The sequence below is a fragment of the Leifsonia sp. TF02-11 genome (genome assembly GCF_017565305.1).
Lineage (GTDB): Bacteria > Actinomycetota > Actinomycetes > Actinomycetales > Microbacteriaceae > Leifsonia.
Genome location: NZ_JAGEKP010000024.1, coordinates 261,176 through 277,205 on the forward strand (window position 1 = coordinate 261,176; position 16,030 = coordinate 277,205).

A 16,030-nucleotide genomic window follows, 5' to 3' on the forward strand; every position below is an offset into this window, starting at 1 on the left:
TGCGCTCGAGCGCTTCAGAGAGGAAGTACGTATGTCAGGCCAGAAACGCTCGCGACGAGGGCTGAGCACCCTCCTCGCGACGATCGCCGCACTGGGGCTCGTGGCGGCCGCCGCCGCCCCTGCGGGGGCGACTCCGACGGGAGCGCCCACCCCCACCGCCCCATCGACGGCGACGCCGACCCCGACGGGAACGCCCACCCCCACCGCCCCGTCGACGGCGACGCCGACCCCGACCGCGACGCCGACCGCGACATCGACGCCGACCGCGACATCGACGCCGACCGCGACGAGGCCGACCGCGACGACGCCGACGCCGGCGCCCGCTCCCACCCCGGACCCCTGGGCCGTCAAGCCCTACCAGGGCTGGAGCAGCTACTCCATGCAGGTCTACAGCGGCAACAGCAAATGGATCACCGCCGACCAGATCATCGCCCAGTCCGACGCCATGAAGGCCAAGCTGAGCAAGGCCGGATACGACTACATCAACGTCGATGCCGGCTGGAACGACGGCGTCGACGCCAACGGCCGGCCGGTGCCGAGCGCGACCCTGTACCCCCAGGGGCTGAAGGCGGTCATCGACCACGTCCACGCGAACGGCCAGAAGTTCGGCCTCTACTTCATCCCGGGCATCTCCCCGGCGGTGTACCAGGCGGCGTACCCGATCGCGAACGCACCGGGATGCACCACCCACGACATCGTGAAGCAGCCGCTGCAGCAGGCCGACTACTGGAAGATCGGCTACCGGATCGACTTCTCGAACCCGTGCTCGCAGAAGTACATCGACTCCATCGTCGACCAGCTCGCTTCCTGGGGCGTGAACTTCGTCAAGTTCGACAGCGTGACCCCGGGCTCCGGCATCAGCGACCTGTCCGTCGACGCGCGCGACGACGTCGCCGCGTGGTCGAAGGCGCTGAAGGCCAAGGGCATCTGGTTCGAGCTGTCCTGGGCGCTCGACATCAACTACGCCGACACCTGGAAGCAGTACGCGAACGGCTGGCGCGTGGAGTGGGACGTCGAGGCGTACGCTCCGGGGGTCCAGCTCACGCAGTGGAGCAACATCGCACGGCTGTTCCCGCGCGCGGCCGACTGGTGGCGGTACGCCGGACCGGGCGGCTGGAACGACTTCGACTCGCTGAACGTCGGCAACGGCACCATGGACGGCCTCACCCAGGACGAGCGCCGCACCGCCACGACCCTGTGGGCGATCTCGGCCGCTCCGCTGTACGTCGGCAACGACCTGACCAAGCTCGACCAGTTCGGGCTGGACCTGCTCACCAACAAGGAGGTCGTGGCCGTCGACCAGACGGGCACGCCCGCCCAGCCGGTGTCGACCGCCACCAACAGGCAGGTCTGGTACGCGCCGAACGCGGACGGCAGCTACACCGTCGCCCTCTTCAACCTCGGCCCGACCGACTCCGACATCACCGCGAACTGGTCCGACCTCGGCCTCAGCGGATCCGCGAAGGTCCGCGACCTGTGGGCCGGAAAAGACCTCGGCGCCTTCACCGGGAGCTACACGGGCAAGCTCGTGCCGATCCACGGCGTCCGGCTGCTCCGGGTGACCCCGCAGAGGGGTGCGACGGTCGCACTGAACGACGACGCCCAGCGGGTGGTCTACGCGGGCACCTGGACCCGTAACGGCGGCAACGAGGTCGCGGCGGCGACGCAGCCGCTGCAGGTCGCGATCGGCGACTCGTCGACGGGCACCGTGCCGACGCCGCCGGCGTCCGGCCGGATCGTCGCGGTCAACGACAGCGATCCCGGGATCACGTACACCGGCAGCTGGGGACAGAGCACGGGACGCGGTCTCGGTGACTACAAGGACGACGTTCACTACACCGAGGGCGACGGCTCGTCGTTCCAGTACACGTTCACCGGAACGGGCATCGACTATGTGACGGAGCTCGACCAGTCGCAGGGCAACGTCGACGTGTACCTCGACGGCCAGTTCCAGAAGACCGTCGACACGAGCAGGCCCTCCGGGCAGCCGCGGCTCGCCCAGCAGGTGGTCTGGAGCGCCAGCGGCCTCCCGAACGGCTCGCACACCCTGCGTGTCGTCAAGAAGTCCGGGCAGTTCATGCTGCTCGACAAGCTCGACGTCACACTGGCGAGCCTGCTCGACCCGGACACCGCGGTGTTCGACAAGGCCAAGCCCGCCGACGTCACGGTGACTCTGCAGCGCGACGGCGGCGAGCTCGCCGGCATCGTCCGCGACGGCACGGCGCTGACCCGCGGGACGGACTACACCGTCTCCGGGACGACCGTCACGATCGCATCCGCGTATCTCGCCGGCATCGCGAACGGCACCGTCTCGCTCGGGTTCCAGTTCCGCGGGGACGCGCACGACGATATCCACGCGACGACGGCCGACGGTGACACCGTGAGCATGACGTTCGCCGGCACCGGCGTCTCGTGGATCGGTCCGACCGCACCCGACCAGGGCACGGCCGAGGTCTACATCGACGGAAAGCTCGCGAAGACGGTCGACACGCATTCGGACAGCCGGCGCACCGGACAGAAGCTGTACACCGTGACCGGTCTGCGCGCCGGACAGCACACCATCCTTGTCAAGAAGGTGTCGGGAGACATCCTCCGGAACGACGTCTTCCAGTACACCGCCCGATGAACACCTGAGGAGACCCATGCCCCACCTCGCCCGATCTGCCCGCGTCGGCGGCTCGACCGCCGGTTTCGAACACGATCGGAGCGACCCGGCGTCGCCCGGCGAGGGAGTCCGCCTGCGTGCGGACGCCCTCGCCGGCGGCGCCGACGGGGTGTCGCGATGACCGGCGCCCCGTTCCCCGCGGTTCTCGGCACCGAGCCGCTGCCGACTCCCGACGACTACCGCGACTTCTGGGCGGACGCCCTCGACCGCGCGCGCCGGCACAGCGTCGGGCCCCGCGCCGTCCCGGTCGACACCCTCCTGACGACGATCGACGTCTATGACTTCTCGTTCGCCGGAGCGCGCGGGCGCACCGTCACCGGCTGGCTGCGCCTGCCCCGGCACCGTGAGGGGATGCTTCCCGCCGTCGTCCACGCCAACGGTTACGGCGCCGGACGGCTCTCACCGATCGACGATCTGACCTGGTCGTCCGCCGGCTACGCGCACCTCGTCGTGAACACGCACGGCCAGGGCGGAGCCAGCATCGGCCACCTCCTGGACGGCATCGACGACCCCGAGCGCTACTACTACCGGGACGTCTTCGTCGATGCCGCGCGGGCGGTGGACGCCGTGCGGGAGCTCGACGCCGTCGATGGGTCGCGTGTGGCGATGATCGGCAACAGCCAGGGCGGAGGGATCGCCCTCGGCGTCGGAGCACTCGCCGACGATCTGGTCGCCGTGCTCGCCCAGTCGCCGTTCCTGACCGACGCGCCGACCGCCCTGCAGCACGCGGCGAACGGACCGTGGACGGAGCTGCGCGGCTACCTGACCGAGCACCCCGAACGCGCGGACGCCGTCGCCCGCACGCTCGCGTACGTCGACGGCGTCACCTCGGCGCGGCACGCGACCGCTCCCGGCTGGATCTCCGACGGGCTCGCCGACGACATCTGCCCGCCCGAGACGACGCGCACCGCGGTCTCCGCGTACGCTGCACCGGTGCGGTTCTGCGAGTGGCCGGGCGCCGGCCACGAGTCCGGCGGCAGCGACGACGTGGCAGCAGCGCTGCGCGCTCTGCGGCAGCGGTTCGCGATCGACTGATCGCCGCTGGTCCGCGGTCAATGACTGTGGCCCGGCCCCGACATCGTCGGGACCGGGCCACAGCTCTTGTCAGCGCTCGCCGATCTGGTCAGGCGCCTACTTCTTGGTCTTGTCGTACGCCGTCTGCAGCGTGCTCAGGTAGTCCTTGAGCCCGAGCCCGTTGAAGCCGGCAACGTACGAGTCCCAGTCGGTGTCGAGGTTCTTCGAGCCCGTGATGAAGGCCAGAGCGTTCTGCGTCACGTAGTTGTCGATGTTCGTCTGCTGGGTCGCGACCTGGGTCGCCTTCGACGAGTCGGGCCAGACCTTCCAGACCGGGTAGATCTGGTTCTTGTCCTCGTGGCCCTTGTACAGCTGGGTCGCCTGGAACAGCCGGCGCTCGTACCCGGAGGGGTCGTAGATGTCGGTCGGCTCGACCTGCGCACCGCGGAACGCCGCGTTCTGGTTGTACGTCGAGAGCGCGCCCCACTGGACGGCGTTGGCGGCGTCCTGAGACAGCTGGAGGTTCTTGAACAGCGGCTGCTCACTCGGGTCGAGCGCCTGGTCGCCGGCGGCGGGCTTCGACCAGCCCTGACCTTCCGGCCCGAAGTTGCCGTCGAGCTGGCCCTCATTGGTGAAGAGGTAGTTCACCATCTTGACGGCGGCCACCTGGGCGTTCTTCGAGGCCTTGTTGGTCAGCATGAAGGTGGCGCCCGGCGTGCTCCCGAAGGCGTAGGTCGCGAAGTTCGCGCCGTTGGGGCCGGTCAGCGGCGGCACCGCGTCGTACTGCTTGTCACGGCCGTCCTTCGCGCCGGGGCTGACGAAGATGTACGGGTGCAGGGCGCTCGCGCTCCCCAGCAGCACCGGGCCGGTGTTGTTGCCCTCCTGGGCCAGCGCCGCCGGGTTCTGGGTGAACGCGCCCTTGTCGATCAGGCCCGCATCCCACAGCGACTTGATGTACTTCAGGCCCTCGCGCCAGCCGTCCTTGTTCGCCTGGATGTCGACCTTGCCCTTGTTGAGCACGGTCGTCGACTGGATGCCCTTGTCCGGGTTCTGCGGGTCGTAGATGAACGCGTTCATGAAGAAGGGGATCAGCGTGTCGTGCGAGTCGCCGCTCAGCGGGATCTCGTCCGCCTTGCCGTCGCCGTTCGGGTCGCCGTTCTTGAACGCCGTGAGGACCTTGGTCATGTCCTCCGTGGTCTTCGGCATCTGCAGTCCCAGCTTCTTGAGCCAGTCGGTGTTCATCCACAGCTTCGACGGGTACTGGATGTGCAGCGTCTCGGCCAGCTGGGGAAGACCGTAGATCTTCCCGTCCGGCGACGTCACCATCGCCTTGTAGTCCGGGTTGGTGTCGATCACCTTCTGGATGTCGGGGGCGTACTGCTTGATCAGGTCGTTCAGCGGGAGCGCGACCCCCTGCTTGGCGAGCTTCTCGACGTCCACCGGGTTGAACTGGTCCACCCACGGGATGAGCAGGAACATGTCAGGGTAGTCGCCGCTGGCCATCAGGATCTGGCGCTTCTCCGGAGCGACCGACGAGTCCTGCGTCGTCGTCTGCCACGAGAACTTGATGTCGAACTTCTTCTCGAGCTGCTTGGTGAACGCGTTCGTCGCCAGGTCCTGACCGGTGCCCTGCTGGGCGAACACGCTGATCTTGGCCGGGCCGCCTGCGTTGTCGTCGGCGTTCGGCGTGCCGGTGCAGGCCGTGATCGTCAGCAGCGCGAGGCCGCTGGCCGCAGCGGTGAGCGTTCGGACGAGCCGACGCCGCCTGCGGGGGTGACTGTCTGTGATGGGTGGCATGTGTCTTTCCTCCTTTGGAAAAGCAGTGCAATGCGATGGTGCGCGTGGTGGGTCTGAGGGTCAGGGGTGCCGGCCGAGGCCCGGGTCAGCCCTTGACGGATCCGATGAGTACTCCCTTGTTGAAGTAGCGGGCGACGAAGGGGTAGATGATCAGGACCGGGACGCTCGTGATGACGATGAGCGAGTACTTCAACAGGTTGACCAGCTCCTGGTTCTGAGCCTGAGCGGCCAGATCGTTCGTGCCGCCGTTGGTGGCGTTGAGCACCAGGATGTTTCGGAGTACGAGTTGCAGCGGGAACAGATCGGAGCTCTTCAGGTAGAGCAGGGCGTCGAAGAAGCCGTTCCACTGGCCGATCGCATACATCAGCGCGATGACGGCGATCAGCGGCTTCGACAGCGGGAGGACGACGCTCCAGAGGAAGCGAAGATCGCTCGAACCGTCGAGGGATGCGGCCTCCACCAGCTCTTCGGGGATCGCCGACTTGAAGAACGTGCGGGCGATGATGACCTGCCAGACCGCGATGGCCTGGGGCAGGAGGAGCGCCCAGCGGGTGTCGAGCATCCCCAGGTTCTGCACGACCATGTAGGTGGGGATCAGGCCGCCGCTGAAGAGCATCGTGAAGAGCAGCAGGGCCATGATCACGTTGCGCCCCATGAACGTGCGGCGCGAGAGCGGCCACGCGATGCAGACCGTCAGCGTCGTGCTGATGAGGGTGCCGGCGACCATGTAGAACAGCGAGTTCGCGTAGCCCAGGAGCACCTGGGGGTCGGCGAGCACCGTCTGGTACCCCTTGAGCGTGAAGTCGACCGGCCAGAGGAGCACCCGCCCGGCCGTCACGGCCTCGGGCGACGAGAAGGAGCTGGCCAGGATGAACAGCAGCGGCAGGAGGACGACGAGCACCGCCAGCGTGAGGCCGAGATAGATGACGACCAGCAGCGCGCGGTCCGACGCGGACTCCCGGATGCGCCGCGTCTTCTTGGACGCGGACGCGGGGCGGGGCCGGCGGCGCAGTCGGGGGCTCTCGATGGTTACCACAGTCCACTCCCACTGATTCGCTTCGCCACCCAGTTCACGATGAGCAGAAGCACGAGGTTGATCACGGAGTTGAAGAGGCCGACGGCTGTCGCCGTACCGAAGTCCGCGTTGAGGATGCCCAGCTTGTAGACGTACGTCGCGATGATCTCGGACTGGCCGAGGTTCAGCGGGTTCTGCAGCAGGAAGACCTTCTCGAACCCGATCGACATGATGTTGCCGACGCTGAGGATGAGGACGATCATCGCCGTCGGCATGATTCCGGGGATGTCGACGTGCCAGATCTTGCGGAGTCGCGATGCGCCGTCGACCTTGGCCGCCTCGTAGAGGGAGGGGTCGATGCCGGACAGCGCCGCCATGTAGATCACGGCGGAGTATCCCGCGGTCTGCCAGACGTCCGACCAGACGTAGATGTGCCGGAAGTAGTCGGGGTCGCCGAGGAAGTCGGGCGCCGGGACGCCGAAGAAGCCGAACACCTGGCTCAGGATCCCGAGCCGCGGGGCCATGATCAGGATGAGCATCGACACCACGACGACGGTCGAGATGAAGTACGGCGCGTAGGTGACCATCTGCACGGTCTTCTGGAACCAGCGGTGGCGCACCTCGTTGAGGGCGAGGGCCAGGATCAGCGGGATGGGGAAGCTCGCCAGGATGGCGTATCCCGACAGGATCAGGGTGTTCTGGACCAGCGTCGGGAACACCGGGTTCTGGATCATGTTGGCGAAGTTGGACCAGCCCGACCACGGGCTCCCCCAGACGCCGAGCACGGGACTGTAGTCCTTGAAGGCGATGATCGCGTTCGAGATCGGCACGTACTTGAAGATCACGAAGTAGGCGAGCGGCAGGATCGTCAGCAGGTACAGCTGCCAGTGGCGTCGGAAGGCGACCCGCCAGCGCTGCCGGAGCGTCAGGCGATTGCGCGGGACTCGCCTCGGGGTCGCCGCATCGGGGAACCGTGTGGCCGGTGGCGCCGGGCTCACGGGCGGCGCGCTCGTCACGAGGACGCGTCCTTCGTCATCGAAGACTCCCTACAAGAGATGATCTGGTTCCCGCCTCGAGCCGCACGAGCGGTCGCGGTGGGGTGGTCTATAGCAAAACCTATTTCTTTGCCGCTGTCAATAATCTCCGTCATCGGCGTTGTTCCGATTGCGGTCGAATCGCTGCGGTTCCTTGAAAATACAGGCGCGGGAGCGCAGAGGAGTTACAACACAATGGAAACTAGTTGGTCCCGGATGCACTCGAAACGGCCCGGATGTGTACTAGCCTTGTCGCACGCCGACAGCATGGTCGGCCCGTACGGGGGTGCGGGGCCCGGCTCCACGACCCGCCACACAGATCAGGTGCACGATGAGCTTGAGCATGTCCGAACACACAGCACGCCGACCCGTGCTGGGCACGCCGGCGTCCGCCGAGATCTTCACACGCATCATCACGCACGGCCCGGTCAGCAGACTCGACATCGGAAGACTCACCGGCCTGTCGCAGGCGAAGGTCACCAAGACGGTCAGCCCGCTGATCAAGGACGGCTTCGTCACGGTCGGCGAGCACGCGGAGCACGCCTTCCCCGGCCGGCCGGTGCGCCCGCTCAGCGTGGTCCCGCGCTCCATGATCGCCGTCGGCGTCAAGGTCAACGCCGACGAGATCTTCGCCGTCACGGTCAGCCTGGGCAACGAGGTGATCGGCTCCACCCGCCGCCGGCTCACCAGCCACGCCCCTGACGCGACCGTCACCGCCATCGTGAAGTCGGTCACCACCCTCATCGACCAGCTCGGCGACGACGCCCGATTCCTCACCGGGGTGGGCGTCTCGGTGTCGGGCGACATCGACACCACCGACGGGATCGTGCGGGACTCCCCCCTGCTCGGCTGGACGCACGTCCCGCTCGGCGACCTCCTCTCCACCCGACTGGGCCTCCCGGTCATCGTCGAGAACGACGTGCGCGCGCTCGCCAAGTCGGAGCAGTGGTTCGGCGTGGGGACCGACGCCGACTCGTTCGCGATCATCACGATCGGCGCGGGCATCGGGTGCGGCATCTACGTGAACGACGACGTCGTCGTCGGCGCGCACGGTGTCGCCGGCGAGATCGGCCACCTCCCCCTCGGCCCGTCGGACGCGGTCTGCGTCTGTGGCCGCCGCGGCTGCGTCGAGGCCGTCGCCTCCTCGCACGCGATCCGCGACGCGGTCCGGCAGGGTCACGACGACCCGGACCTCACCCTCGCCGACGCGATCCGCCTCGCCCACGAAGGCGACCCGGTCGCGGTCGACGCGTTCGAGCGCGCAGGAACGGCCATCGGCGCCGCGGTCGCCACGACGGTGAACCTCTTCGGACCGGAGGTGGTCGTCATCGCCGGCGAGGGCGTCATGGACTACGACCTCTACGAGCGCCGCTTCCGGGAAGAGTTCCTGGCGCACGTCTTCGGCACCGCGGCGAACTGCCGCCTGATCGTCCGCCGCCACACCTTCGTCGACTGGGCGCGCGGCGCGGCGGTCGCAGCACTGCGGGAATCGATCACCGTCGCGCCGGGCGGGGCGGGTGAGTGAGGGACGCGGAGCGGGTCGGAAGTCGTCGTCGCTTCAGCCGGATTGACGGACGAATCTGTGCTCAGCTTTCGGGTCGTCGGGGTCGCCTGAGTAGATGACGAGCACGGTTCGGAAGTTGTCCCACTTCGAGCTGAGATCAAACCCGCGGCTGCCCACATCCACACCGACGGTCGGGCCTTGGAAGTGGGACAAACTCCACGTTCCTTGGCCAGTCGCGGGGTTGCCGCCAGGAATGTCCCGTATGACGGCAGTCCCATCTTCACGGAAAACCGCCACACCAGGTCCGCCATCGGAGTCGACCCACGTTCCTACGACGTCAGAGCGTGTCAGCTCGGCGGGGAGGTTCGAGCGGACGAAGTATGCCGCTGCCGATCCAACGATGACCGTACCCACAACCAGGATGCAGATGGCCCAGCCGAGACCACGACGCCGCGAGCGAGTCATAGTTCTCCGTCCGAATTCGGCGTTCGGCATCGAGGACGCCCGTCGAAGCAGCCGTCCGAGAAAGCCACGTGATCGACAACGATCGAGACCAGACTAGCGCCATCCCAGACGGTCTGAGGCGGGCGCGAACCCCCACGCTCACTTCCTCGTCCGCACCCCGCGCACGCGACGCGGAGCGCGTCGTACACCGAGAACGATCGCGGCGGCCGCGATGAGCACGAGGAGGATGCCGCCGACCACGATCCGCGGCAGAACCGTCGGGACACTCGGCGGGGAGGCGGCCATTGGACCGGCCGTCCGCTCGGGTGTGTCCTTCACCCCGTGGATGAAGCCGGCGGTGGCGGTGCGGACGGTCGGAGACGAGTCGTCCCCGACGTAGACGCTCGCCACCACGGTGACGCGCCGCTCGGTCGCCGGGATCGTCCCGACCGTCGCGCTCACGGTGAAAGCGTTGTCCGCACCTGGTGCGATGGTCGGCTTCCAGGTCGCCCTGTTCGCATCGACCGACGCGCCAGAGGTTTCGCCGAGCTCGAGGTAACCCGGGGCCTCGAGCGCGATCGTCACGGCCGTCTCAGCGGCGCCCAGGTTCTTCACGTGTCCCGTGTAGGTGACGGTGTCCCCGGCCTTGACGGTCTTCTCGCTGGCCGTCAGGGTGACCGACAGCTGCGCGTCGGGCTCGCCCGCGCGCGCAGCCGAGTCGGTCGTCAGGGGTGTGGAGAGCAGCGCGACCGCGATGGCGGTTGCGAGAAAGGCATGCCGGGAGCGCATCGGCCCGGTCACCGCTTGGTCGAGGCGCGGCGACGACGGCTCACGAACACCATCGCGGCCCCGCCGAGCGCCAGGAGGGCACTGACGATGATCGCCGGGATGGCGAGCGTCGATCCGGTGTCCGCGAGACCGGCCGCGGCCGGCGGGTCGCCGATCGTGGTCTTCACGGCGCATCCCGCGACGTCCGCGCCGACGGCGCAATTGCCGCCGCTCGGCGTGACGACCGCGTTGGCGAGCAACTGGTCACCGGTGTCGGGAGATGTGACCTTCACCGAGTAGGAGACCGTGGTCGTCGATCCGACCGTGAGCGGCCCGGACCAGGAGAGCACCGGCTTCGCGTACGTCGCACCGCCCGTCGCGTCATCGTTGTACGTGGCGTCGTCCAGGACCCGGGAGAGGTCGTCGGTGAAGGACGCCGGGTGGGCGGTCGTGTAGTCGACCTTGCCGGTATTGGTCACCGTGATCGTGTAGGTCACCGTGGCACCGGGCATCGCGTTCGCGGTGTCGACGGTCTTCTTCACGGTGAATCCGGCGACCGGGTCGCTGGTGGAACAGGACGCTGCGGGGTCGCATTCGCCTCCGGTCCCCGGCACGACCGTGTTCTTCAGCTCGTGGTCGCCCGTGTCCGGGCTGTTCACGGTGACCGAGTAGGTCGCCGTGATCGTGCCGCCGACCGGGAGCGCGACGGCCCAGGCCAGCTTCGGCGCACTGTAGGTCGCGCCGTTGCTGGCGTCGCCGTTGTAGGTGGCGTCGTCCAGCACCGACGACAGGTCGTCGGTGAAGGCGGCCGGCTTCGCCGCGGTGAACGCAGCCCGGCCCGTGTTGGTGACGGTGATCGTATACGTGATCACATCCCCCGGCGCGGCCGTGGTCGCGCTGGACGCCTTCGCCACGGTGAAGGATTGGACCTCCGTCGTCGTGGTGCACTGTGCGGCCGGGTCGCAGGCGCCACCGCGGCCGGTCGGCCGTACCGCGTTAGCGAGCGTCTTGTCCCCGGTGTCCGGGTCGTTCACCCGGACGGAGTAGACGACCGTGACCGTCTGGCCGACGGCGAGGGGACCGGACCACGTCAGGTTGGGTGCGGCGAACACGGCGCCGTTGCTGGCGTCGCCGTTGTAGGTGGCGTCGTCGAGCACGGAGGACAGGTCGTCGGTGAACGAGGCCGGTTTCGCCGCGGTGTATGCGACGTCTCCGGTGTTCTTCACGGTGACCGTGTACGTCACGATATCGCCGGCGGCGGCCGTGGTGGAGCTGGCGGTCTTCGCCACCGAGTACGAGCCGGACGGGATGTCGACCGAGCAGGCCGGGTCGGTGGAACCGGCCGCACAGCCGCCGTCCGGCGGCGTGACCACCGCGTTGTGCAGCTTCCGGTCGCCGGTCGCCGGGTCGTTCACCGTCACGCTGTAGGTGAAGGTCTGCGAGGCTCCCACCGAGAGCGGACCGGACCAGGACAGCGTCGGGGCCGCGTAGGCGACTCCTCCGGTGGCGTCGCCGTTGTAGGTGGCGTCGTCGAGCACCTGGGTCAGATCGTCCGTCCAGGATGCCGGGTTCGCGGCCGTGTAGGCGGCCGTGCCGGTGTTGGTGACGGTGATCGTGTAGGTGATCACGCCTCCGGGGATGACGGTGTTGGTGTCGGCGGACTTGGCGACGCTGAAGGACTGCACCGGCGTCGTCGTCGTGCACGCGCCGGGCGCGCAGCTCCCGTCGGGGCCGGAGGGCACCACGGCGTTGCTCAGGGTGTGATCACCGGTGTCCGGGTCGTTCACCCTGACCGAGTAGCTGACGGTGACGCTGCCGCCGACGGGGATGGCAAGCGCCCAGGCCAGGGTCGGCGCCGTGTAGGTGGCCCCGTCGGTGGCGTCGCCGTTGTAGGTGGCATCGTCGAGCACAGCCGTGAGGTTGTCGGCGAAGCGCGCGGGCGAGGCGGCCGTGTACGCCGTCCGACCGGTGTTGGTGGCGGTGATCGTGTAGGTGATCACATCGCCCGGACGGACGGTCGTCGAGCTGGCGGCCTTGGTGAGGCTGAACGCCTTCAGCGGGTTCGACGTCGTGCACGTGGCCGACGGGTCGCACCCGCCGCCGGTCCCCGGAGCCGGCGTCACGGCGTTGGTCAATGTCCCGTCACCGGATCCTGCCGCACCGACGGTCACCGAGTAGGTGACGGTCGTCGTCTGGCCGACTCCGAGCGGGCCGGACCAGGTCAGGTTCGGTGCCGTGTAGGTGGCCCCGTTGTTCGCGTCGCCGTTGTAGCTCGCGTCGTCGAGCACCCTCGAGAGGTCGTCGGTGAAGGACGCCGGGCTCGCTGCGGTGTAGGCGGCCGAACCGGTGTTGGTCACCGTCACCGTGTAGGTGACTGTGTCGCCAGGGGAGACGGATCCCGTCGGGCTGGCGGTCTTCGAGACCGTGAACGACGCGATGTCGTTCGTGGTCGTGCAGCCGCCGGTCGTGGCACAGCTCCCGCCATCGCCGGGGACGACCGCGTTGGTCAGGACTTTGTCGCCCGTGCTCGGGTTCTTCACGGTCACCGAGTAGGTGACGGTGATCGTAGCGCCGACGGCCAGGGCTCCGGACCAGGACAGGACGTTGCCGGTGACGGTGGCCCCGCCGGTGGCGTCACCGTTGTAGCGTGCGTCGTCCAGGATCTTGGACAGGTCGTCGGTGAACGACGCCGGGTTCGCTGCGGTGAAGGCACCGGTGCCCGTGTTCGTCACGGTGACCGTGTAGGTGACCGTGTCGCCCGGGTGCACGTTCCCGGCCGGGCTCGACGACTTGGCGACCGTGAATGTCCGAACCGGTGTGGTCGTGGTGCACGCACCCGCCGGGTCGCAGGCGCCGCCGCCCGTCGTGGCGCGCACGGTGTTCTTCACCGACTTGTCGCCCGTGTCGGGGCGGTCGACAGTGACCGAGTACGTGACGGTGATCGTCTGACCGACCGCAAGTGCACCCGACCAGCTCAGGTTCGTGCCGGTCACCGTCGCGCCGTGGCTGGCGTCGCCGTTGTAGGAGGCGTCGTCCAGCACACCCGAGAGGTCGTCGGTGAACGCTGCCGGCTCGGCCGCGGTGTATGCGACGTCGCCGGTGTTGGTGACCCTCACGGTGTAGGTGATCGTGTCGCCGGGCAGCACCGTGGTGGCGCTGGCCGTCTTGGCGACCGTGTACGAGCCGGAGGGAATGTCGACGAAACAAGCGGGGTCCGTGGAGCCGGCCGGGCAGGTGCCGCCGTTGCCGGTGACCACCGCGTTGTGCAGTTTCCGGTCACCCGTGTCCGGCGAGTTCACCGTGACCGAGTAGGTGAACGTCGCTGTGGCGCCGATCGCCAGCGGACCCGACCAGGACAGCGTCGGCGCGGCGTAGGTCGCCCCGCCAGTGACGTCGTTGTTGTAGGTCGCATCATCGAGCACCGCGGTCAGATCGTCCGACCAGGATGCCGGGTCGGCGGCGGTGAAGTCCGCCTGCCCGGTGTTGGTGACCGTGACCGTGTAGGTGATGGCGTTGCCGGGGATGACCTGGTTGGTGTCCACCGTCTTGGTGACACTGAAGGACTGGACCGGGGTCGTCGTCGCACAGTCGCCCGGGACGGCACAACTGCCGCCCGTCCCCGGGACCACCGCGTTGCGCAGAACGTGGTCCCCGTTGTCGGGAGTGCGGACCGTGACCGAATAGGTGATCGTCTTCGTGGCCCCGACCGCGAGCGGTCCCGACCACGACAGGGTGTTCCCGGTGACCGTGGCCCCGTCGCTCGCATCGCCGTTGTAGACAGCGTCATCGAGCACGCCGGCGAGGTTGTCGGTGAACGATGCCGGCTGTGCCGCGGTGTAGGCGACGCCGCCGGTGTTCGCGACGGTCACTGTGTAGGTGATGGTCCCGCCCGGGCGCACCGATGTGGCCGACGCCGACTTCGACACGGTGTACGACGGCTTGGGACAGAGAGCGGTCGAGCGCACCTCCGCGTTGAAGCCTTCGGCGGGGTAGAGGCTCTTGACCTGCACGATGATGGTGTTCAGCCCGCTCTGCCAGCTGCCGGCGAGCGACGTGGTCGCGGCGGCGCCGGCCACGAAGCCGGCACCGACATACGGCGTGTTCGGGCTCTGCGGCAGGTTCGCACCGGTCTGGGCGACGCTGTTCACCCAGACGCCGGCGACGCTGTTGTCTGCCAACCACGACATGTCGAGCTGGAACGAGGAGGGATCCACCGCGGGATCGAGGTTGAACTGATACCGGTAGTACCAGTCGCCGTACCCTGTCGACTGGTTCATGCCGTTGGCCGGCGGGACGTAGTTCGCGGAGATCCACTGCGACTTCCCGGACTGGCTCGACGCCCACAGAGTGTTGACCGCACCCGCATACGCCGGAGCGAAGGTGGTGCCGCCCGGAGGGAGGGCGGCAGGCGACGGGCCGGCGGGAGCGGTCGTGCTGGTCCCATGGTTCAACCCGTCGATCCCGCCGGCGACCGTCCACCGCTGGTCCACAGCGCCGTTCGCGAGCTGTGCACCGGTCGTCGCGTCGTATCCGGTGTTGAACACGGCGGGGTCCGTCGTGCACGTGACCGTGGGGAGCGGCGCGACTGCGTACTGGATGACGACCTCGCCGCTCCCGCCGAGCGCCTGCTGGGTGCCCACACCGACGCCGGCGATGTACTGGAGCGCCGATGCGGAAGGTGCAGCGCTCGTGCCGGCGCTCATGTGCTCCGCGCCCGCCTGGTTCACCGCGCCGGTCACCGAGGGCGCGATGAAGTTGCTGCCGCCGTTCGCGCCGCCGACCACGCCGCTGGAGAGGCGGGTCGTGCCGCCTCCTCCGGCGTACCCGCCGCCGCCGCCGGTGTTGGCCTCACAGCTCGTGGCGGGGTTGAAGAGACCGTTCACGCCCTGCATGGTCGGTTGGCCGCCGGAGAAGGAGTTCCCTCCCGCGCCGCCGCCGGACTGGTAGATGGTGGTCGGCGAAGGAGTACAGCCGTTCGCGCCCTCGCCGCCGCCTCCACCGCCGGCGACCAGCAGCGCTCTGGCCTGGGATGTGGCCGTGATCGGCGCAGTGCCGGTGAAGAGGCCCGACAGACCCCCGCCACCGCCGCCGTCGAGGTATATGTTCTGGCCGTTCCGCAGCGGCGCGCACGCACCGCCGAAGCCGTAGGTGGCCAGGCACGGATTCGGGACCGTGGTCGTCAACGCGGCATCGTACCCGCCGCCGTTGCCGACCATGACCGAGAACTGCGTACCGGCTGTGACGGCGAGCGAGCCCTGCACGTAGCCGCCGGACCCGCCCGGCCAGCCCGAGCCGCCTGAGCCGGCGCCCCATGCCTTGACGTTGAGGCTCGTCACGCGGTTGGGAACCGTGAACTGCTGATCGGCGCCGGTGTACGTGAAGACCACGCAATCCGTGTAGCCCGCGTCGGGTGTGCAGCCTGCGGCCGCCGCTGCGGTGCTCGCCGGGAGTGCGGCATGGGAGGTCCCCACGGCAGCGGAGGCCGCCGGGAGTGCGACAAGTGAGGACGCCACCGCTAGCGCGATGCTCACCCCTGCCGCGACAACGCCCCGCCTCGTACCGAACCTGCCCCGCAGCCTCAACTCGGTCAACCTCCCTCTGCGACACGATCAGGGCGGTTTTCGCGTGGCCGCAGAGGCCTTCCGCCTCGACCGGACCAGCCTGCCCCGCGCTGCAGTCAATCGAGCGAGCGACCCCCGGGCAACGACCGCACGTCGATTTCACCCCTCCGGATCACCCCCGGCCCTCCGTCGCGACACCGCGCCCGCAGCGACGCCCGTCAGAACCCG

The 16,030-nt window shown here is 68.6% G+C and carries 9 protein-coding genes; 4 read left to right on the top strand and 5 right to left on the bottom strand.

What is annotated here, in order from left to right:
- The first annotated feature begins 31 nt into the window (after positions 1–31).
- Genes JNB50_RS22165 through JNB50_RS22175 form a run of 3 tightly spaced genes read left to right on the top strand, consistent with a single transcriptional unit; the run spans position 32 to position 3,700 of the window.
- On the top strand, positions 32–2,626 hold the full coding sequence (locus JNB50_RS22165) for a X2-like carbohydrate binding domain-containing protein (RefSeq protein ID WP_208042299.1): 2,595 nt from the start codon (positions 32–34) through the stop codon (positions 2,624–2,626).
- Positions 2,627–2,642: 16 nt separating this feature from the next.
- Positions 2,643–2,786, top strand: a complete 144-nt coding sequence (locus JNB50_RS22170) for a hypothetical protein (RefSeq protein ID WP_208042300.1) — start codon at positions 2,643–2,645, stop codon at positions 2,784–2,786.
- Positions 2,783–3,700 carry an acetylxylan esterase gene (locus JNB50_RS22175; RefSeq protein WP_208042301.1) on the top strand — a complete coding sequence of 306 codons (918 nt, stop codon included), beginning with the start codon at positions 2,783–2,785 and terminating at the stop codon, positions 3,698–3,700. Before JNB50_RS22170 ends, JNB50_RS22175 begins: the two co-directional genes overlap by 4 nt.
- 96 nt (positions 3,701–3,796) lie before the next feature.
- On the opposite strand, the gene JNB50_RS22180 is transcribed toward JNB50_RS22175, so the two are convergent.
- From JNB50_RS22180 to JNB50_RS22190, 3 genes are all read right to left on the bottom strand, one after another.
- Positions 3,797–5,476: an ABC transporter substrate-binding protein gene (locus JNB50_RS22180; protein ID WP_208042302.1), complete on the bottom strand. Its 1,680-nt coding sequence runs from the start codon at positions 5,474–5,476 to the stop codon at positions 3,797–3,799.
- 85 nt (positions 5,477–5,561) lie between these two features.
- Positions 5,562–6,512, bottom strand: coding sequence for a carbohydrate ABC transporter permease (locus JNB50_RS22185; RefSeq protein ID WP_208042303.1), 951 nt, complete (start codon positions 6,510–6,512; stop codon positions 5,562–5,564).
- Positions 6,506–7,507: an ABC transporter permease subunit gene (locus tag JNB50_RS22190; protein WP_307794839.1), complete on the bottom strand. Its 1,002-nt coding sequence runs from the start codon at positions 7,505–7,507 to the stop codon at positions 6,506–6,508. Before JNB50_RS22190 ends, JNB50_RS22185 begins: the two co-directional genes overlap by 7 nt.
- Positions 7,508–7,868: 361 nt before the next feature.
- Here JNB50_RS22190 and JNB50_RS22195 point away from each other — a divergent pair, with 361 nt between their 5' ends.
- Positions 7,869–9,050, top strand: a complete 1,182-nt coding sequence (locus tag JNB50_RS22195; RefSeq protein ID WP_208042304.1) for an ROK family protein — start codon at positions 7,869–7,871, stop codon at positions 9,048–9,050.
- A gap of 582 nt (positions 9,051–9,632) precedes the next feature.
- Here the strand turns inward: JNB50_RS22195 and JNB50_RS22200 are convergent.
- Complete coding sequence (locus tag JNB50_RS22200; protein ID WP_208042305.1) at positions 9,633–10,262, bottom strand: DUF11 domain-containing protein; 630 nt, start codon at positions 10,260–10,262, stop codon at positions 9,633–9,635.
- 8 nt (positions 10,263–10,270) lie between these two features.
- The gene (locus tag JNB50_RS22205; protein ID WP_208042306.1) at positions 10,271–15,754 is read right to left on the bottom strand and encodes an Ig-like domain-containing protein; all 5,484 of its coding nucleotides are present in this window, start codon (positions 15,752–15,754) and stop codon (positions 10,271–10,273) included.
- Positions 15,755–16,030 lie beyond the last annotated feature (276 nt).

Coding starts and splice junctions, on each gene's coding strand:
- JNB50_RS22165 (WP_208042299.1), top strand. CDS start 32: ATGTCAGGCCAGAAACGCTCGCGACGAGGGCTGAGCACCCTCCTCGCG.
- JNB50_RS22170 (WP_208042300.1), top strand. CDS start 2,643: ATGCCCCACCTCGCCCGATCTGCCCGCGTCGGCGGCTCGACCGCCGGT.
- JNB50_RS22175 (WP_208042301.1), top strand. CDS start 2,783: ATGACCGGCGCCCCGTTCCCCGCGGTTCTCGGCACCGAGCCGCTGCCG.
- JNB50_RS22180 (WP_208042302.1), bottom strand. CDS start 5,476: ATGCCACCCATCACAGACAGTCACCCCCGCAGGCGGCGTCGGCTCGTC.
- JNB50_RS22195 (WP_208042304.1), top strand. CDS start 7,869: ATGTCCGAACACACAGCACGCCGACCCGTGCTGGGCACGCCGGCGTCC.
- JNB50_RS22200 (WP_208042305.1), bottom strand. CDS start 10,262: ATGCGCTCCCGGCATGCCTTTCTCGCAACCGCCATCGCGGTCGCGCTG.